Here is an 18,075-nt window from a genome sequence, read left to right as displayed (position 1 = left end):
CTGTGCGACTAGGTGTATTGGACGTGGGCAGTAACACTGTCCACCTCGTGGCAGTAGATGCAAAAAGCGGCGGCCGCCCGACGCCAATGAGCGACTGGAAGCAGTCGCTGCGGCTCGTGGAAATGCTCGATTCTGAGGGCAACATCGACGACAAGGGCGTGAAAAAGCTCACCGAAGCGGTGCAAGAAGCCGCTGATCTGGCGGATAACCTCAAGTGCGAAGAATTCCTCGCCTTCGCCACCTCTGCGGTGCGGTCTGCCACCAACTCCCAAGAAGTGCTGGCTCACCTGGAAAAGAAGACCGGCGTGAAGCTCAAGGTGCTTTCCGGTCAGGACGAAGCACGGCTGACATTTCTGGCAGTGCGCCGCTGGTACGGCTGGTCCGCTGGGCGCATTACCAACTTGGACATCGGCGGCGGCTCGCTGGAGATGAGCACGGGTAATGACGAAGTCCCGGATATCGCCGTTTCCCTCGACTTGGGTGCTGGCCGCCTGACCCATGAATGGTTTGACTCTGACCCGCCGGAAAAGAAGACGGTGAACGCTCTTCGTGATTTCATTGACGCGGAACTGTCTTCCGCCGCTGAAGAGTTCCTCGTCCGCGGTGAAGCAGGTCTGGCCGTAGGTACCTCGAAGACGTTCCGGACCTTGGCGCGTTTGACCGGTTCCGCTCCGTCGTCCGCTGGCCCCTACGTCCAGCGCACGCTGACGGCTCCGGGTTTGCGCCAGCTCATCGCCTTCATTACCCGCATGACGGCGTCCGATCGGGCGGAACTTGAAGGCGTGTCCTCCGACCGCTCCCACCAAATTGTGGCCGGCGCGCTGGTGGCGGAAGCAGCCATGAGGGCACTGAAACTTGATAAGTTAGATATCTGCCCGTGGGCATTGCGCGAAGGCGTGATCCTGCGTCAGATAGACATGGGACAGTCTGAAGGAGACGAGTAGATGGCCGAAAAGCAACTCACTGTTGCCGAGCTGATGGCCCGGGCGCAGCAGGAGAATCCCGAAACCGACGCTGAGGGCCAGCCCCGCCGCCGTCGTCGCCGCAGCATTGAAGAAGGCGGTGTGACCGTCGCCGAACTGACTGGCTCCTTCAAGAAGGTCAACGCCCGCCCGGCCCAGGTCAAGCACTCTTCTGTGCCGCTTGACGACGACACTGCCGAAAGCTCCGAGTCAGCCGAAGCGGTCAAGCCCGACGAGGCAGTTAAGTCTGACGCGGGTGTGAAGTCCGCCGAGTCGGAGGCGCCTGCGGACGAGCAGAAGGTCGAGCAGAAGTCCGAGGAAAAGACTGCGCAGAAGTCCGCGTCCAAGGATGCGGCCGAGGCGTCTGCCACCGAGGGGCGTTCTGACGAGTCCCCGGTCGCACTGACCAAGTTCCGTCCTGTTCAGTCCACGCCGTCCCAAGCTGAGTCGTCCCAGTCTGAGGCGGATCAGACAGCTCAGCCAGCACAGGCAGCGCAGCCAGCCAAGCCCGAGCCGACGCAGCTCACGTCGGAGCAGCCTGACAACGCAGATGGCGTGACCCTGCGCAAGGTTTCCCGCGCGGATGCTGTCCAGGAGCGCGACACTGCTGAGGCCGCGGAAACGGAGCCGGCTACGCAGGTTCAGCCTGCCGTGCGTCCGGAACCTGCTGAGAAGCCCGCGCCGATGACATCTGTCCAGCACGAGACCCCGGTGAAGCGCGATTCGAGCGAAACCAACGTCATCCCTGTTGTCGACGATGAGCAGAGCACCGAGCCGAAGACGGCTGCTTTTGCCGCTCCCGTTCGCGAAGGGGCCCGCAAGGACGTGCGGGACCGCAAGGTCGAGCCGCGTCAGGAGCGGGCAGAGGATCGCCTTGATGAAGCCCGCGCCGATGGCGCTGTGGAGCCGACCTACGAGGATGTGGCCAAGTACGACGATGAGGTAGAGGACACTAGTGTCAACCCGATCATGCTGGTGCTGCTCGTCTTCGCTGGCTTGATCCTGGGTGTGCTGGTCTTCCTTGGTTTCCAGTACCTTTGGGCCACCATGAATGCGATTGTGGTCGCAGTGTTGGCTGTGGCCGCAACGGGCCTCATTGTGCTGCTCGTTCGCGCGATGAAGACCGGCCGCGACGGCCTGACTCTCACGCTCGCCGGTGTTGCCGGCGCGGTGATGACGTTCGGCCCGGCGCTGATCTCAGCCGTCTAGTCTCAACACTGACCCCGCCCGCCCCGCACGCTCAGCGTGCGGGGTTTGCGCTTACAGGAGAAGAATCCCCGTGGTTGTTCTCGTTGAGAATTTCGGCGGGTGTGGCACGCTAGTGAGCCATGAGCAACATTGCAGTCATCGGCGCAGGCAATATCGGTGAGGCCCTGATCTCAGGGCTGGTCAACTCTGGCGTCGACCCGGAAACGATCACAGCGACAAACCGCACTCCGCAGCGCAGCGAGGAGCTGAACCGCCGGTACGGCGTGAACACGACAGACGACAACGAGGCGGCTACGACGAACGCTGACGTGTGCTTTTTGTGCGTGAAGCCGTACGCGGTCACGGATTTGATCGAGGAGCTGTCGGAGACGATCGCGAGCAACGAGACTGCAACTGTCGTCGTCTCCATGGCAGCCGGCGTCACGCTCGGTGCGATGACGGAGGCGGCGCAGAGCGCGGGCACACCCATCGTCCGCGTCATGCCGAACACCCCGATGCAGGTGGGCAAGGGCATCAGCGTCGTTGCATTTGGCAAGTATGTCGATGAGGACCAGCAAGAGCTCGTCACGGAGCTGCTGGGTGCGTGCGGCAAGGTCGCCGTCGTGCCTGAGTCGCTTATCGACGCTGCCGCAGCCCTTTCCGGTTCCGGCCCCGCCTACTACTTCCTCCTCACGGAGGCGTTGGTGGATGCCGGTGTGCAGATGGGGTTGCCGCGTGAGACTGCCATGCTGCTGGCCACGGGTACGGCAGAAGGTGCCGGGGCCATGTTGGCGCGCTCGGGTAAGCCGCCCGCAGATCTACGTGCAGACGTGTGTTCTCCGGCAGGAACGACTGTCCAAGCCGTCCGGGAACTCGAGGAATCCGGGATGCGTGGGGCCTTCTATCGGGCCGTAGAGGCTGCCACCAATCGGGCGGCTGAGCTGGGAGAATAACCAGATTGACGATAGTGACCCCGGGGTCCGCTGTGAAAAAAGTGAAAGTTTTCTTGCTTTTGAGTCGCATGTGACACTGTTTTCACGCTAGGCTGGTCCCGGCACGTGCGTGTCCAACTGTGGGAGGGGAAGCCTACAGCGCGCACCGGCTCTCTAGTGCTGGAGGTTTAACTAGAACATGGCAACTGAAGATAAAGGCAAGTTCCTGACCGTCGCTGAGGTCGCTGAGATCATGCGCGTTTCCAAGATGACGGTCTACCGTCTGGTCCACTCCGGCGAGCTGCCGGCAGTGCGCGTGGGCCGTTCGTTCCGCGTGAATGAGAACGCCGTCAACGAGTACCTGGATTCCTCGGTCTACGACGTCGACTCCGACGTGAGTTAGCCCCCCTCTTTTTGGATTCGCCCGGTCACGGCGCTAGACTTTGTACCCATTCATGTTGCGTGAGCGCCGCCTCGAGAGTGCACCTCGCGGCGTTGCCCCGGACCTGCCCTGGAACCGGAACGCGGCACGGAACTGTACGTACAAAGAGAAGCGAGGAAACCTATGGGCTCTGTGATCAAGAAGCGCCGTAAGCGCATGTCCAAGAAGAAGCACCGCAAGATGCTGCGCCGTACGCGCGTTCAGCGTCGCAAACTGGGCAAGTAAAACTGCCCCGCTTCACGCCCGTCCCCGCCGTTTGGCCGGAGCGGGCGTTTTTCGGCTTTGGTTGACCCCGGCGAGCGTTCGGCCTAGCGCTTCCGGCGGCGGCGCCACGCCAGCGCGCCACCAATGCCGGCTACGGCGCCTAAGGGGACAAGCACGCTGAGGAACACCCGGCGCACCGGGCGGTAGTCCCGGATGAGCCAGCCGTGTTTCGCGGCGTGCTTTCTCAATGTGCTGTCGGGGTTGATGGCCACGGGGGTGCCCACCATGGACAGCATGGGAATGTCATTGGCGGAGTCGGAGTAGGCGGTGCACTCCTCCAAGTTGAGCCCCTGTGCCTTTGCCAGAGCAGCCACGGCGTGCGCCTTACCCGGGCCGTGGAGGATATCGCCGACGAGACGGCCGGTGAACTGTCCGTCCTCTTCCTCTGCAACGGTGCCCAGGGCGCCGGTGAAACCGAGGCGCTCAGCCAGAATTTGCCCGACCTGCACGGGTGTTGCGGACACGAGCCACACTTGCTCACCGGCGTTGATGTGCATCGAGGCGAGTTCGCGGGTGCCGGTGTAGGTGCGGGCGATCAAGTGAGCGTCGACAAGCTCTGCGCACAGGTCGCGCAGTTCGCTCACGCTCCACCCCGTGATGAAGCTCAGCGCTTTCTCACGGCCCTGCGCGATCGCGTCTGGCAGCTCCGCGCCGAACAAACGGTACCGGCCTTGAGCCACGAGATACGGGAAGATCTCGCTCAGCGTCAAAAATCCGCGCTTGAACAGCTGGTATCCCAGTGCGATGAGCGAATTTCCCTGGATCAGGGTGTTGTCTACATCGAAGAATGCAGCGGCGGTCGCGTGCTGCGGGATGTCCGGGTCGGGCTCGGTGACGCGCTCAGCGCTCTGGCCTACGGTCGAGGATGCGGCGGAGGCGGCGGCTTCGCCTGCGGTGCGCTGGTGGGCGTCGTCGATAGGCGGAAGCGCAGTCTCCTCAAGGTAGCGCCGCAGATTGCCGCTCAAGCCTTCTCTCCCTTCGTGTGTAGTGTGATCCATCGTATGTTAGGAGGTTCCCAATGGGTGCAGTAGCTGAGGTTGAACTAATGGTCCGCTCCACATGCGGCTCGTGCGAGCGCGTGGCGGCGCAGATCGCGCCCGTGGTGGCGGAAGCGGGAGCGCGTCTTTCGCTTGTCGACGTCGACGCCCACCCTGGCCTAGCCATCGAATTCGGTGACCGAGTTCCCGTCGTGGTCATCGACGGTGAAGAGTTCGCCTGCTGGGAAGTCGATAACGCGGAACTGGCTGCGGAACTCGCCCGTGGCGGGCAGGTAGACTCGCGCTAGATTCGCACGCGACGATCAGGGGATTGTCTGGGAACTGGGCAGCGGGGGTATCCTTTGGGATGATCGCGAACTGGCTTGGAGGGAAAACGTGAGTGTTCTCGTGGTGGGCATGTCCCACCGCTCGGCGCCCGTCGCGCTGCTGGAGCGGCTCAGCATGGACAACGCCGTGCAGGAGCAGACTGCACGCGCTCTTCTTGAGCAACCCAGCATCAGCGAAGCCATGACCATCTCCACCTGCAACAGGATGGAGGTCTACGCCGTCACCAACGCGTTCCACACCGGTGTCAACGACGTGCTGGGTGTGCTCAGCGAATTCTCGGGCGTGGAGTTGGCACAGCTGCGGGGATACCTCTATGTCCGCTATGCCGACGCCGCGGCGAAGCACCTCATGCGCGTCGCCGCCGGTTTGGACTCCATGGTGGTGGGGGAGCAGCAGATCATCGGCCAGGTCCGCTCCGCCTACCAGGACGCCGCAGACCGTGGCACGATCGGCCCGGCGCTGCACGCGCTAGTCCAGTCTGCTTTGCACGCCGGTAAACGCGTCCACACCGAGACAGATATCGATGACGCTGGTTCCTCCATGGTCACCGCTGCCCTCGACGAAGCAATGCGGCTGAAGGGACTGACCCCCGACGCGTCTCTGGAAGGGCACTCGGCACTGGTTCTTGGAGCCGGCGCAATGAGCTCTTTGGCCGCCACGGACCTGGGTAAACGCGGGGTGAGCAAGCTGATCATTGCGAACCGCACCCGCTCGCGCGCCGAACGGCTTGCCGAGCACGCCCGCGCAGCCGGTGTGACCGCCGAGGTGGTGGATTTTTCTGCCCGCGCCGGAGCACTGTCACGGGTGGACATTGCGGTCTCCGCGACCGCGAGCGACGGCTTCACCATCACCCCGGAGGACATTCCCGGGCCCGCGCTGCTGGTCGATCTGTCCCTGCCGCGCGACATCGACGACGCGGTCGCCGAGCTGCCCGGTGTCAGCCTCATCAACATCGAGGCCTTGCACGAGGCTCTCAAGCACTCCGCCGATTCTCCGATGTGCCCGGAGCTCGATGCCCGCGGGCAGGCCGAGGACATCGTCGCCACGGAGCTGGCCGCCTATGCAACCGAGCAGCGTGTGCGCGATGTCGCCCCTATGGTCACCGAACTGCGCGTCACCGCCGCTGAGACCGCCCAGACTGAGCTGGACAAATTGCGCTCCCGCCTGCCCGGATTGGATGACGGGGAGTTCGGGGAAGTGGAACGGGCGGTGCGCAGGATCGTCGATAAGCTCTTGCATAATCCGACCGTGAAGATCAAAGAGCTAGCGGGCACGCAGTCGAAGGTGAGTTACGAAATCGCCATCGAGGAGCTGTTCGGCCTCACCGGCGGCAAAGATACGCGCACCGGGCTCGCAGGCGACGACGGCACTCATTATGAGAAGAGCTCGCTTGCCGGGTTTTGTGAAAGGGAAAGCCAGTGACAGAGACGTTGAGAGTAGCCACGCGCGGGTCCAAGCTCGCTACGACCCAGGCCGGACACATTCGCGATGCGTTGATCAGCGCAGGACACAGCGCTGAGTTGACCATCGTCACCACCGCGGGCGACATGTCGCAAGCCCCTGTGGAGCGCATCGGGGTCGGCGTGTTCACCACCGCTATCCGCCAGGCGCTTTTCGACGGTGAAGCTGACGTCGCCGTCCACTCCTTCAAAGACCTTCCCACCGCTCACGAACCGCGCACGCACCTGATCATTCCTGTGCGGGAGGACCGCCGTGAAGCACTGATTGCCCGCGACGGCCTGAAACTGGCCGACTTGCCCAGCGGCGCCCGCGTGGGCACCTCCGCACCCCGGCGCATCGCTCAGCTGCGTGCGAAACGCCCTGATCTGGACATTCACCCGTTGAGGGGGAACATCGAGTCGCGCATGGGGCGCGTGACCAGCGGTGAGCTCGACGCTGTGGTGCTCGCCTACGCAGGCATGTCCCGCGTCGGCCTCGGCGAGCGCGCCACCGAAGTCTTCGCACCGGAGGACTTCATGCCCGCACCTGCCCAAGGTGCGCTTGCCGTGGAGTGCCGGGCGGAGGATGCGCAGGCGGTCGCAGCGATCGACACGCTTGTCGACGACTTTGCCACCCGCTGCGCCCTGACCGAACGCTTCGTTCTTGCGACCTTGGAAGCTGGCTGCACCGCGCCCGTCGCGGCGTCTGCGGTCCTCGACGGAGATGAGATCACGGTGCGCGGCGGCGTGTTCGCTCTCGACGGCTCCGCCCAACTCGTGCGCGAAGCTAGCGGCACAGATCCGCGCGAGGTGGGCCAAGCGTGCGCCCAGCAACTTTTCGACGCAGGAGCAGCCCAATTCCTCTAAGCACGGTTTTTCAAAACAGCCGTCTTACTTTAAGGTGTAACTACCATACGCCGTCTGCGCCGCTGTGCATCTGGTCCCCGTTAATGGGAGCTCCGGGCACGTCCCTTGGTGCGTAAGGCGGTTTTCTAGTGATTGACGCTTTCAAACGATCCGTTTAGAAGAGATTTCTTTGATGAATGCTGCCTCCTCCACAGCGCCCGAGAACGTTGGCAAGGTCATTTTCGTCGGCGCCGGGCCAGGCAACCCCGACCTGTTGACGATCCGCGCTCGCGAGGTGCTGGAGCGTAACTCGATCGCCGTTGTCGATCCGGACGTCTCTGGCGGTGTGCGCGGTGTCGTCGGATCCGCTCTCCCCGTGCCGGCTGACAAGCTGAAAGCGGCTGCGGAAGAGTACGAGGCCATGTGTGCCAAAGCCAAGGAGGCTGGAGCCCGCCGCAAGCCCGCGAAACCGGCAGACCCGACTGCGGCAGAGCTGAGCGAACAGGCACCCGCCGGAGATGAGATCGTCGAGCCGTTGCGTGAAGCCCTCGCCGAAGCGCAGGCGGCGATCGACCGCGGTGAAGCAGGCGATGGCGACGTCATCCGTCTGGTTGCGGGCAACCCGCTGACCCGCAACGCCATCATGGAGGAGATCTCCGCTGTCGCCGCCGCCGGCCTGGAGTTCCAGGTGGTGCCCGGCATGTCGTTGCCGTCGACGGTGCCCTCGTTCGCCGGCATCGCGCTCGGTTCCACCTACACCGAAGCTGACCTGGCCAACGAGCCGATCGACTGGGACGGCCTCGCCGCCGCCCCGCAGCCGCTCGTCCTCCAGGGCGAGGCCCGCCACTTGCCGGTCATTGCCACCGAGCTGCAGGCCCGCGGGTTCTCCGCGTCGACGCCGCTGACTGTGACCATCAACGGTACGACCCGTCTGCAGCGGACGTTTGATGCGACGCTGGGGACCGTCGGCAAGCTCGATGCGGACTTGGATGGCACGCTCGTGGTCACCATCGGCACTGCTGTCGACGACCGTTCGAAGTACTCCTGGTGGGAGAACCGTCCGCTCTACGGCTGGCGTGTACTCGTGCCGCGCGCGAAGGAGCAGGCCGGTGTGATGAACGCCCGGCTGAACTCCTATGGCGCAATTCCGCAGTCCGTGCCCACCATTTCCATGGAGGCGCCGCGCAACCCGGCGCAGATGGACCGCGCGATCAAAGGCATCGTTGAGGGACGCTACCAGTGGATCGTGTTCACCTCGGTCAACGGTGTTGACGCTGTGTGGGACAAGTTCGAGGAGCTCGGCCTGGATGCCCGCTCCTTTGCCGGGGTCCACCTGGCCGCAGTGGGGGAGAAGACCGCTGACGCGATTCGCTCCCGCGGCATGATCCCGGAGCTCATCCCGCACCGCACGAAGCAGAACGCGCACGGCCTCGTGGACATCTTCCCTGAGTATGTCGAGGAGATCGACCCGGTCGGCCGCGTGCTGCTGCCGCGCGCGGACATCGGCAGCGACGTGCTTGTTGACGGCCTTGTCGAGCGCGGCTGGGAAGTCGACGACGTCGTCGCCTACCGCACTGTCCGCGCCGCCCCGCCGGCACCGGAAGTGCGCGACATGATCAAGACCGGCGGGTTCGACGCTGTTTGCTTCACCTCCGCCTCGACTGTGAAGAACCTCGTCGGCATTGCCGGCAAGCCGCACCCGCGCACCATCATCGCGTGCATCGGTCCCATGGCGGCTGCGGAAGCGAAGGAGCAAGGCTTGCGGGTCGATGTCGTGCCCGAGGTCGCCGACGTACCGTCGCTTGTCGACGCATTGGCCGAGCATGTCGCCGGTCTCCGCGCTGCCGGCCAGCTGCCGCCGCCGCGGAAAAAGCGTCGCGCCCGACGCTCGTAGCTACGGCCGTGGACGCCATTCGTAGAATGGTCTGTGTGCCTACACCGTCGGAACCCACAGATTCGTTCAACCACTCGCCTGCACCGAGCCTGACTGGCCCGGTGCGGCGGCCGCGGAGGCTGCGCCAGAACGCCGCGATGCGCCGCATGACGGCGGAGGTCCGCCTGGATCCGGCGGACCTGATTTTGCCGCTGTTCGTTGCCGACGATCTCGGTGAATCGGGCAAACCCCGCATCATCGCCTCCATGCCGGGTGTGTACCAGCACAGCATGGACTCTCTCGTGGAGATCTGCCGGGAGGCTGTTTCTTTGGGGATTCCGTGCGTTGACTTGTTCGGTGTGCCTCGCAGCGAGGACAAGGATGCGTCCGGCTCCCAGGCCTGGGACCCGGACGGCGTGCTCAACCGTGCCATTGCGCGGCTGCGCGACGAGTTCGGCGACAAGCTGCTCATCATGACCGACACCTGCCTCGATGAGTTCACCGATCACGGCCACTGCGGCGTCTTGGTCACCGACCGGGAGGGCAATGTGGCGGTGGACAATGACGCCACCTTGGAGCTGTACGCGAAGATGGCGGTGTCGCAGGCTGAGGCCGGCGCGCATATTGTCAGCCCGTCCGGAATGATGGACGGCCAGGTGGAAGTGATCCGCCACGCGCTCGATCAAGCGGGCTACACGGATGTCGCGATCATGGCGTATTCGGCGAAGTATGCGTCTGCGTTCTTCGGCCCCTTCCGTGACGCTGTCGGTTCCTCCCTGTGGGGCGACCGCAAGACCTACCAGCAGGATCCGGCAAATATCCGCGAGTCCCTCATGGAGGTCGAACTCGACGTGGCTGAGGGCGCGGACATGGTCATGGTCAAGCCGGCCATGCCGTACCTCGACGTGCTGGCGAAGGTCGCTGAAGTCTCGCCCGTCCCCGTCGCCGCCTACCACGTCTCCGGCGAGTACGCGATGATCCAGGCCGCCGGCCGCAATGGCTGGATTGACCTAGACCGCACAATGATGGAAGCGTTGCTCTCCATCAAACGCGCCGGCGCCGACCAGATTCTCACGTACTTCGCGCTCGACGCAGCTCGCATGCTTATCGACGAAAGACCCCGCCCATGACCCACCCAACCCCGCCCGCACCGCAACAACCCGCCCAGCCCGCGCCGCCCGCGCAGGACGCTCGGCCTGACCAGCGGCCGGAAGCCGTGCGCTACCTGTTGGTCACGTGGGTGGTCATGATCGGTGCGGAGTTGTTGCACCAGCTTTTCTCCATTGCGATGCCGCTGTTGGATCCTTCCGCGCTGTTCGAGAGTGCGCGTGAGGCCAGCAAGGGCATGCCGCAAGAGGTGTCCGAGGGGCAGGTGAAGTTGGTGGCGTATACGTCGATAAGCATCATGGCACTGCTGTCGCTGCTGATTGTCGCGCTGCTTGCGCTCGCACTGCGGGCCGTGGCGGCGCAGAAGAAGTGGGCGAACAGCGCGCGTACTTTGCTGATGGTGTTCTCTGTGTTCTTTGCGCTGCGCATGCTCACAGTGTTTCTGATCAACCCTGCCGGCATGGATGTGCCCACCGCGGTCATCGGTGCCGACGGCGTGCTGCAGATCGCTGCGGGAGTGGCGGCGATCTGTGCCCTCATCTTCGCTAACCAGGACGATGTGAAGAAGTGGACGGCCAAAGACGCCACAGACCATAATGACGTAAGCACTCACTAAAAACCCAGAACACAGAAACGCAGGTGCACGTCATGGCCGGGATGTTCCCCACGATCGTGAGCGACCCGAACGACCCGAACCGCCGCTACCGCGGTGCAGTTGGGGACACGTGGCCGCGCAATCTGCAGATCGCGTTCTACCTCATCTGCGGCGCTGCGGTGCTCATGCTGGTGACTGCGATGATGCTGCTATCCCAGGGCTTCCCGGGAGATCCGGCGAATGAGTCGCTGCGTGCTTCCTACATGACCAACTTGCGTGCGGTGTCCATCGGCAACATTGTGCTGGCGCTGCTGTTGGTCTCGGCGGCGAGCTACTTCCGCCACGGCAACCGCATCGCCCGCCGATGTGCGGCTGGGTTCGTGGCGCTGAGCTGCTTTCTCAACGTTGCGGCGTTCATGGTGCAGCTGACGTCGTGGGCGTCCATGGTCATTGTGATTCTGCTGGCGTTTTCCATGCTGTTCGCGTTCCGTCCGGACGCGAACGCGTTCGTGGACAAGATGAGCCCCCGCTTTTAGTGAGCACGTAGAGATGACCGCATACATCGAGGAAGAGACTCAAGACCGGCCGCATGTCTCCTATTCCTTCACTCTCGAGGGGCTGCCGGGTGCGCCCGATATCGATGAGGTCGAAGCCACCCTGGAGACGATCGAAGGTGTCGAGTGCAAGATCGTGCACCCGAGCAACTCCGCCTGGATCACGGCGACAGCTGCAACGGGGCCGGAGCAGATCATCGAGGTCTTCGCTGAACTGGGCATCACGGCGCGGCTGACCGACGCCTCGCAGCTGCGCCACGCAGCCCCCGCCGACATGACAACGGGCCGGCGCCGCTCCCAACGCCCCGTGCCCACGCGGATGCGCCGCCGGCGTCGGAGCGCGGACCGGTCGCTCGACCGCGCACGGCGCGCCGGGTACACCCCGCAGCGCAAAACGGAGCCCACGCAGGACGATGTCCTCTACACCGCCCGCGACTTGGTCACCCCCGCCCGCATGTGGGTGGCACTGGTGTTCACGCTGCCGGTCCTCGTGCTCGCCTACTTCCGCCCTACGCAGTTCGACGGTTGGCAGTGGGTCGAACTCGCCTTGGCCACGCCGGTGGTCACGTGGTGCGCGTTACCGTTCCACCGCGCATTGCTCGGCGGAGTCCGGCGCGGCAGCACAGCACTTGACGGTGCGAGCGCCGTCGCCATCATCATCGCGTACCTGTGGTCCGCCGCCGTCATTTTTGCCGCGCCGACCGGCCACCGCGGCTGGCATTCGGGCTTCACGTGGTTCGCCACCACCCGCGGCACAGCGAACGGTCCAGAGCTATTTCTCGATGTCGCGTGCGGCATCACGCTGCTTCTGCTGATCGGGCGGCGGTATTCCATCCGTGCGCGCACATTGCTTCTCGACGAAATGACCGCCCGCACCCTCGACCCCGACACCGAATACATCCGCTTCTGCAAGAAACGCGGCCAGGCCGAGGCTGCTGAGGAACGCATTCCCGTCTCGGAGATCAACCGCGGCGACGACATTGTTGTGCACGTCGGTGAGATCGTTCCCGTCGATGGTGTGATCATGGGCGGGCGCGCACGGTTGCGCCCCGGGCTGATCGACGCCCACGAACCCATTGACGTCAAAGTCGGTTCCATCATTTACGCTGGTTCCGTCATCGCCGAGGGCGAAGTCAAGGTGCGCGCGCAGCGCACCGGCCACGCGACGCGGTGGAGCGCCGTGGAGCACTGGTTGGCAGACGTCGAAGCGCGCCAGCGCTACGCCTCTGTGCAGCATGCGCAGGCAGCGGCGGCGTTGCTGCCGGTGGCGATGGCGGTGGCGCTGACAAGCTTTGTGCTGTGGGGGCTGATCACGGGCGACTATAACGCGGCGTTGCGCACCGCATTGGCCGTGCTCTCCGGCGTGGCCCCAGTCGCGTTGGCGCTCTCGCCGGCGCTGGCGATGCGCCTGGGCATTGAATCCGCCGCACGCAACGGTGTGCTTGTCCGCGACGGTGAAACCCTGCGGACCTTAGAGACCGTGGACACGATCGTGTTCAACCGCGTGGGCACGCTCGCGCAGGACGAGATGTTCGTCGAGTCCGTCACGGCCGCCGAGGGCGACAGCAAAGAAATGGTGATGCGCATTGCCGGCGCTCTGTCGATGAACTCCCAGTTCGCCGTTCCGCGTGCGCTCGTGGCAGGTGCCCGCGATGCCCGCGCCGGGGCCGACGATGACCGTGAGCTGCCTGCGCGCTACGAGCTGGTCAGCGTCGACTATGCGCGCACCGGCGATGTCACCGGCCGCCTGGCGCTGGTGTACGTCGACGAAGACGGCCACGAGAGCACGACGCACATCGACGCTATGCTGTGGCGCCCCTCCAACCTGTCCCATTTAAAGGGCAACCTGGCGGTGGCAGCGACCTCTGGCGGCACGCCCGTTGTGGTGCATTGGAAGGGCAAAGACCGCGGCGTGATCACATTGCATGACCCGTTCAAGGATGACGCCGACGACGCCATTGCGTTGCTGGAGGGTCAAGGCCTAGAAACGGTCATGTGTACCCGGGACACGTACGCCGTCGCCCGTCGCTTCGCCGATTACCTAGGCATCTCCACCGTGCTGGCAGGCATCACCGCCGACAAGAAGCCCGGCGCCATCCGCACCTTGCGTGCCAACGGTGCAGAGGTAGCCATGGTCGGCGACCGCACTGTGATTGATGCGCTGCGCGCCGCCGATGTGAGCATCATGTACGCCACCGCAGATGACATTGAAACGGGACGCAAGCGTAACCGCCGCGTGTCGGTGATGCTGCTGCGTCAGGATGTCACCGCCGTCCCCCAGCTCATCGCTCACGCCCGCAATGTCTGCGGCATCAAAGACCGCAATCTTTCCCTGGCGTGGATGTACAACATCGCCATGCTCTTCTTCGCCGCCATTGGTGTGATCCCGCCGATCATCGCCACGGTACTCATGCTCGGGTCGTCGCTGCTCATCGAGTCATTGTCGATGCGGGCGCGGCGTTTCCCGCGGAGCCTGTAACAATGGAGCCATGAGCAGACGCACGCTTGACCACGCCCCCTTGATCGCCGCCGCTACCGGCCGCACCCCGTCGCGCACCCCGGTGTGGTTCATGCGCCAAGCGGGCCGCTCCCTTCCCGAGTACCGCGCTACACGGGAAGGTATCGCCATGCTGGACTCCTGCTTCATGCCGGAGCTGCTCGCGGAGATCACCATGCAGCCGGTGCGCCGCCACGACATGGACGCGGCGATCCTATTCTCCGACATCGTCGTGCCGCTCAAGGCAGCCGGCGTGGATGTAGAGATTGTGCCCGGGCGCGGACCCGTCATGGGGTCGCCGGTGCGTTCCCGCGCCGACGTCGACGCCCTGCCTGTCCTGGAAGGCGATGTCGCCGACGTCGCGGAAGGCATTTCGATCATCCTGTCCGAGCTCACCGACACCCAAGCCCTCATCGGCTTCGTCGGTGCCCCGTTCACCCTGGCCAGCTACCTCATCGAGGGTGGCCCGTCCAAGAACCACGAGAAAACCAAAGCCATGATGCACGGCGACCCGGACACCTGGCACGCCCTGATGTCCAAGCTCGTGCCCACCATCACCGCTTTCCTGCGCATCCAGGTCGAAGCAGGCATCGACGCGATGCAGTTGTTCGACTCCTGGGCCGGTTTCCTCACTGAGGCCGACTACCGCCGCTACGTCCTGCCGTACTCCACCGAGATCCTGGCCACCGTCGCCGGGGAGATCCCGCGCATCCACTTCGGCGTGGCCACCGGTGAGTTGCTCGGGGCGATGTCGGAGGCGGGCTCGGAAGTGATGGGCGTCGATTGGCGCGTCCCGCTCGACCGCGCCGCTGAACGCTTCACCGCTCCGAAGGTGCTGCAGGGCAATCTCGACCCGGCGCTGCTCTTCGCCGGCACCGACGTCGTGCGCGAGGAAATCGCCCGCATCAAGGGCGAAGCCGAGTACGCCGTGCGTGCCGGCACAGCAACGGGCCACATCTTCAACCTCGGCCACGGGGTACTCCCGGAGACCGACCCGGACGCCATCACCGAGGCAGTCCGCATTATTCACGAGGAGGCGTAAATGAACATCGCCATCATCGGTGCCGGCCTGGCTGGCCTCACCGCCGCCTACGAGCTGCGTCACGGCCGCCACGACGGCCGCGACGACAAGGTCGACGTGTACGAGGCCACTGACCGCATCGGCGGCAAGCTCTACACAGTGGCCTTCGAAGCTGGCCCCACAGACATGGGAGCGGAGGCGTTCATGGCGCGCCGCCGCGACGCCGTCGAGTTTTTCGAGTCCCTCGGCTTAGGCGACTCCCTCGTCGAGCCTTCCGGCCTGCGCTCGCTCCTCTGGTCCGGCGGTGCCGTCCGCGAGCTGCCCACCGGCGGCGTCATGGGCATCCCCGGGCGCTCCGATACTGTCGCCCACCTCGTGTCCGCCGACACCGCCGCGCTTATCGACGCTGAATCCGACCGCCCCGGCTTCTTCTGGCCCACCCCTGATTCCGACCCTGGCGACCTCAACGTCGGCACGCTGGTGCGTGAACGCTACGGTGACGAGGTCGCCGACATCATCGTCTCCCCGCTGCTCGGGGGAGTGTACTCCTGCACGGCTGATGACCTCGGCGTGCGTGCCACGATCCCGCAGCTCGCCGCCGAATTCGATCGATTGACCGCCGAGCACCCCGACCGCCTGGTCCACCTGTCCACGGCTGTGCGCAACTTGGAGGCGCAGCGCGCTGAGCTGCCCACAGGCCACGGCGCGGTGTTCAACGCCTTCCGCGACGGCTACCAGGAGCTCTACGAAACCTTGGCCGAGCAATCCGGCGCCGACATTTACATCGACGCCTTCATTTCCGACATTGAGCGCGCCGACTCATCCAGCGACGCCGCCGCGCCCCAGTACAAGCTGACCGGCGGCGAAGACACACTCTACGACCACGTCATCCTCGCCGTGCCCGCGCCGACTGCGGCACTGCTGCTGAAGCGCGTTGCCCCCGACGTGGCCGCTGCGCTGTCGAAAGTAAAGTTGGCGAACTCCGCTGTGGTAGGCATGCGCTTTGCCGACGGCTCGGGCCTGCCGGAGAACTCCGGCATCCTCATCGCCGACACTGCTGACACCGCTAAACCGGATGTGCGCGCGAAGGCGTTCACACTGTCGTCGAAGAAGTGGCCGCACCTCGCCGAGCGCGGCGGGGCACTCGTGCGCGCTAGCTTCGGCCGCTACGGCGACAACCCGGACCTGGCTATCACGGCCTCCGAAGACGACCTCGTCGACTGGGCACTCGATGACCTGCAGACCATCACAGGGTTCGACGGCAGGGAAGCAGGCCTCGAAGAAATCTACGTCCAACGCTGGTTCGGCGGTCTTCCGCGTTACGACGAGGGTCATGTGGGGGTGGTGCGTGACGTCGATAAGCAATTGGCGCAAGTGCCCGGCATCTCCGCGACAGGCGCATGGGCGGGCGGCGTCGGCGTGCCCGCCGTCATCGCACACGCGCGCGACACAGCGCGTGCTGTAGGTTAATTGTCCATGCACGACGAGCAGGACCGGGTGGACGACCGCCCCGCTTCCGAAGAACCCGAATGGTGGGAAGAACCAGGGCTGCCCTGGAACTCCAAACCCACCAAAGCCGACTACTGGTGCCTCGCGTGGTTCGGTTTTGTCGGCCTGTTCGGCATGGCGATGATTCCGCTGCGCGCGTGGCTGCTGGGTCTCGACCCGCCGGTGATGCTGGCGCTGACCGGTTCGCGCATCGGTGCGGCCTCAACCGGTGCGCTGGCCGCCGTCGGTGAAGCGCCGGGCTGGATCTGGTACCTGCTCATCGGCTCGGTCGTGGCCATCAAATTTGACTGGGTCTATTGGTGGGCCGGCAAACTTTGGGGCCGCGGCATCCTTGATGTGCAGGCGCAGAACTCCAAACGCATGGGGCGCAACATCGAACGGGTCGAAGGCTGGTTCCACCGCGTCGGATGGGTTGGCATTTTCCTGGCGTACGTGCCGATTCCGCTGCCCATCGCGTTCGTCGTCTTCGTCATGTGCGGCGCGACCGGCATGGACGTTAAGAAGTTCATGCTGCTCGACTTCATCGCGAAAACCGCGTGGTCGTTCCTCTACTTCGGGCTCGGCTGGGCGATCGGCGAGCCGGTCGTCTTCGTCCTCGAGCAGTACGCGAAGGTGGCCAACTGGGTGGCCATCGGTCTGCTCGTGGTCATCTTCTTCGGGGTGTTTCGCGGGCAGCAGAAGAACGCGGGCACAGCCTAACCGCGTGGCTCTGCCGCAGCGGGGGAGGAGCCGGCGCGCTCCAACACTTGGTCGCGCAGGTAGATCCGGACGATGTTTATCACGTCCTCGTCCGGCGCCTTTTCGATAGCGCCAGCAATGTCCACCACCGGATCATCCTCCGACATGTTCAGCTCGGCGGCGAGGCGCTTCTCCAAAGATCTCTCGGTGTACCGGGTGCGCGGGGCGCGACGCGTGCTCACCCAGTACACGGCCATGGACAGCACTGATGCGGCGATCGACGCGATGAGCATGCCCTTCCACGGAGTGACCTGAAAGTGGGAAAATGCGAGTGTCAGGCCGGCGGCGAGCAGAGCTGGAAAGACCAACATCTTCTGGGACGTGAACAGGCTGGGAATATTGCGCAGCACGACGTCGCGCACCAACGATCCGCCGGTCGCTGTGATGACGGCGAGCAGCAGTACGGAGATCCACGGCAGATCGTTGACGAGTGCTTTAGACGCGCCCACTACCGACCACACTCCGACAGTGACCACGTCCATGTAGAAGCGCACGCGGTCCCACAGCCGTCCTTCGACGTGGAGGAAGAATGCGATGGCGCCGCCGAGTACCGCGATGATGAGATACCAGGGAGTCTGCAGCGCGGCGACGGGGCCGTTGTTGAGCAGGCAGTCGCGCAGCATGCCGCCGGCGAGCGACGAAATTAACGCGATGAAGCCGAATCCGACCACGTCGAAGTTCATGCGTTTGGCCACTTGCCCGCCGATGATCGCGGCGAGCAGCACACCGGTGTATTCGAGGATGAAGTAGAGAGGGCCGAAGTCATTCACGCCGGCGATTCTA

The 18,075-nt window shown here is 64.5% G+C and carries 18 protein-coding genes; 16 read left to right on the top strand and 2 right to left on the bottom strand.

Annotation, left to right across the window (positions count from 1 at the left end; all coding sequences use genetic code 11):
• Positions 1-2 precede the first annotated feature (2 nt).
• From HMPREF0291_RS01730 to HMPREF0291_RS11455, 5 genes are all read left to right on the top strand, one after another.
• Positions 3-944 (top strand): Ppx/GppA family phosphatase, encoded by a 942-nt coding sequence (locus tag HMPREF0291_RS01730; protein WP_083770225.1) that lies wholly within the window; start codon positions 3-5, stop codon positions 942-944.
• The gene (locus tag HMPREF0291_RS11180; protein ID WP_005286992.1) at positions 945-2,171 is read left to right on the top strand and encodes a hypothetical protein; all 1,227 of its coding nucleotides are present in this window, start codon (positions 945-947) and stop codon (positions 2,169-2,171) included.
• Positions 2,172-2,290: 119 nt separating this feature from the next.
• Positions 2,291-3,103 (top strand): pyrroline-5-carboxylate reductase, encoded by an 813-nt coding sequence (gene proC, locus HMPREF0291_RS01720; protein ID WP_005286988.1) that lies wholly within the window; start codon positions 2,291-2,293, stop codon positions 3,101-3,103.
• A 178-nt stretch (positions 3,104-3,281) separates the two neighbouring features.
• On the top strand, positions 3,282-3,485 hold the full coding sequence (locus HMPREF0291_RS01715; protein ID WP_005286986.1) for a helix-turn-helix domain-containing protein: 204 nt from the start codon (positions 3,282-3,284) through the stop codon (positions 3,483-3,485).
• A 162-nt stretch (positions 3,486-3,647) separates the two neighbouring features.
• On the top strand, positions 3,648-3,749 hold the full coding sequence (locus HMPREF0291_RS11455; RefSeq protein WP_003855542.1) for a 30S ribosomal protein bS22: 102 nt from the start codon (positions 3,648-3,650) through the stop codon (positions 3,747-3,749).
• 83 nt (positions 3,750-3,832) lie between these two features.
• Here HMPREF0291_RS11455 and HMPREF0291_RS01710 read toward each other — a convergent pair whose 3' ends face one another.
• Positions 3,833-4,753 (bottom strand): HAD family hydrolase, encoded by a 921-nt coding sequence (locus HMPREF0291_RS01710; protein ID WP_232210313.1) that lies wholly within the window; start codon positions 4,751-4,753, stop codon positions 3,833-3,835.
• A gap of 53 nt (positions 4,754-4,806) precedes the next feature.
• Here HMPREF0291_RS01710 and HMPREF0291_RS01705 point away from each other — a divergent pair, with 53 nt between their 5' ends.
• The 11 genes from HMPREF0291_RS01705 (at position 4,807) to HMPREF0291_RS01655 (ending at position 17,253) form a co-directional block, all read left to right on the top strand.
• Positions 4,807-5,073, top strand: a complete 267-nt coding sequence (locus HMPREF0291_RS01705; RefSeq protein ID WP_005286979.1) for a glutaredoxin family protein — start codon at positions 4,807-4,809, stop codon at positions 5,071-5,073.
• An 88-nt stretch (positions 5,074-5,161) separates the two neighbouring features.
• Entirely contained in the window at positions 5,162-6,535 is a 1,374-nt protein-coding gene (locus HMPREF0291_RS01700; protein WP_005286977.1) for a glutamyl-tRNA reductase, read from the top strand.
• Entirely contained in the window at positions 6,532-7,419 is an 888-nt protein-coding gene (gene hemC / locus HMPREF0291_RS01695) for a hydroxymethylbilane synthase (RefSeq protein WP_005286975.1), read from the top strand. Before HMPREF0291_RS01700 ends, hemC begins: the two co-directional genes overlap by 4 nt.
• Before the next feature lie 172 nt (positions 7,420-7,591).
• Positions 7,592-9,292: a bifunctional uroporphyrinogen-III C-methyltransferase/uroporphyrinogen-III synthase gene (locus tag HMPREF0291_RS01690; RefSeq protein WP_005286973.1), complete on the top strand. Its 1,701-nt coding sequence runs from the start codon at positions 7,592-7,594 to the stop codon at positions 9,290-9,292.
• 89 nt (positions 9,293-9,381) lie between these two features.
• Complete coding sequence (hemB, locus tag HMPREF0291_RS01685) at positions 9,382-10,401, top strand: porphobilinogen synthase (RefSeq protein WP_040423959.1); 1,020 nt, start codon at positions 9,382-9,384, stop codon at positions 10,399-10,401.
• Entirely contained in the window at positions 10,398-10,994 is a 597-nt protein-coding gene (locus HMPREF0291_RS01680; protein ID WP_005286968.1) for a hypothetical protein, read from the top strand. The genes hemB and HMPREF0291_RS01680 overlap by 4 nt, the downstream gene beginning before the upstream one ends.
• 32 nt (positions 10,995-11,026) lie before the next feature.
• The gene (locus tag HMPREF0291_RS01675; RefSeq protein ID WP_005286965.1) at positions 11,027-11,509 is read left to right on the top strand and encodes a hypothetical protein; all 483 of its coding nucleotides are present in this window, start codon (positions 11,027-11,029) and stop codon (positions 11,507-11,509) included.
• A 13-nt stretch (positions 11,510-11,522) separates the two neighbouring features.
• Positions 11,523-14,006 carry a heavy metal translocating P-type ATPase gene (locus tag HMPREF0291_RS01670; RefSeq protein WP_005286962.1) on the top strand — a complete coding sequence of 828 codons (2,484 nt, stop codon included), beginning with the start codon at positions 11,523-11,525 and terminating at the stop codon, positions 14,004-14,006.
• Between the two features lie 10 nt (positions 14,007-14,016).
• The gene (hemE, locus tag HMPREF0291_RS01665; RefSeq protein ID WP_005286959.1) at positions 14,017-15,066 is read left to right on the top strand and encodes a uroporphyrinogen decarboxylase; all 1,050 of its coding nucleotides are present in this window, start codon (positions 14,017-14,019) and stop codon (positions 15,064-15,066) included.
• Positions 15,067-16,515 carry a protoporphyrinogen oxidase gene (locus HMPREF0291_RS01660; protein WP_005286950.1) on the top strand — a complete coding sequence of 483 codons (1,449 nt, stop codon included), beginning with the start codon at positions 15,067-15,069 and terminating at the stop codon, positions 16,513-16,515. It abuts the gene before it with no gap.
• A gap of 6 nt (positions 16,516-16,521) precedes the next feature.
• Entirely contained in the window at positions 16,522-17,253 is a 732-nt protein-coding gene (locus HMPREF0291_RS01655) for a DedA family protein (protein WP_005286948.1), read from the top strand.
• Here HMPREF0291_RS01655 and HMPREF0291_RS11175 read toward each other — a convergent pair.
• Complete coding sequence (locus HMPREF0291_RS11175; RefSeq protein ID WP_198002208.1) at positions 17,250-18,062, bottom strand: trimeric intracellular cation channel family protein; 813 nt, start codon at positions 18,060-18,062, stop codon at positions 17,250-17,252. The two genes, HMPREF0291_RS01655 and HMPREF0291_RS11175, sit on opposite strands and share 4 nt — an antisense overlap.
• Between the last annotated feature and the right edge of the window lie 13 nt (positions 18,063-18,075).

The sequence above is a fragment of the Corynebacterium genitalium ATCC 33030 genome (genome assembly GCF_000143825.1).
Classification (GTDB): Bacteria; Actinomycetota; Actinomycetes; order Mycobacteriales; family Mycobacteriaceae; genus Corynebacterium; species Corynebacterium genitalium.
The sequence above is the reverse complement of the archived record's forward strand: the minus strand, read 5'-3'. Positions and strand labels throughout refer to the sequence as shown.

Bases quoted from the DNA above. Each gene is read 5' to 3' on its own strand.
- HMPREF0291_RS01675 (WP_005286965.1), top strand. From the start codon at position 11,027: ATGGCCGGGATGTTCCCCACGATCGTGAGCGACCCGAACGACCCGAAC.
- proC (WP_005286988.1), top strand. From the start codon at position 2,291: ATGAGCAACATTGCAGTCATCGGCGCAGGCAATATCGGTGAGGCCCTG.
- HMPREF0291_RS01715 (WP_005286986.1), top strand. From the start codon at position 3,282: ATGGCAACTGAAGATAAAGGCAAGTTCCTGACCGTCGCTGAGGTCGCT.
- HMPREF0291_RS01660 (WP_005286950.1), top strand. From the start codon at position 15,067: ATGAACATCGCCATCATCGGTGCCGGCCTGGCTGGCCTCACCGCCGCC.
- HMPREF0291_RS01705 (WP_005286979.1), top strand. From the start codon at position 4,807: ATGGGTGCAGTAGCTGAGGTTGAACTAATGGTCCGCTCCACATGCGGC.
- HMPREF0291_RS11455 (WP_003855542.1), top strand. From the start codon at position 3,648: ATGGGCTCTGTGATCAAGAAGCGCCGTAAGCGCATGTCCAAGAAGAAG.
- HMPREF0291_RS01680 (WP_005286968.1), top strand. From the start codon at position 10,398: ATGACCCACCCAACCCCGCCCGCACCGCAACAACCCGCCCAGCCCGCG.
- HMPREF0291_RS01655 (WP_005286948.1), top strand. From the start codon at position 16,522: ATGCACGACGAGCAGGACCGGGTGGACGACCGCCCCGCTTCCGAAGAA.
- HMPREF0291_RS11180 (WP_005286992.1), top strand. From the start codon at position 945: ATGGCCGAAAAGCAACTCACTGTTGCCGAGCTGATGGCCCGGGCGCAG.
- HMPREF0291_RS01670 (WP_005286962.1), top strand. From the start codon at position 11,523: ATGACCGCATACATCGAGGAAGAGACTCAAGACCGGCCGCATGTCTCC.
- hemE (WP_005286959.1), top strand. From the start codon at position 14,017: ATGAGCAGACGCACGCTTGACCACGCCCCCTTGATCGCCGCCGCTACC.
- HMPREF0291_RS01690 (WP_005286973.1), top strand. From the start codon at position 7,592: ATGAATGCTGCCTCCTCCACAGCGCCCGAGAACGTTGGCAAGGTCATT.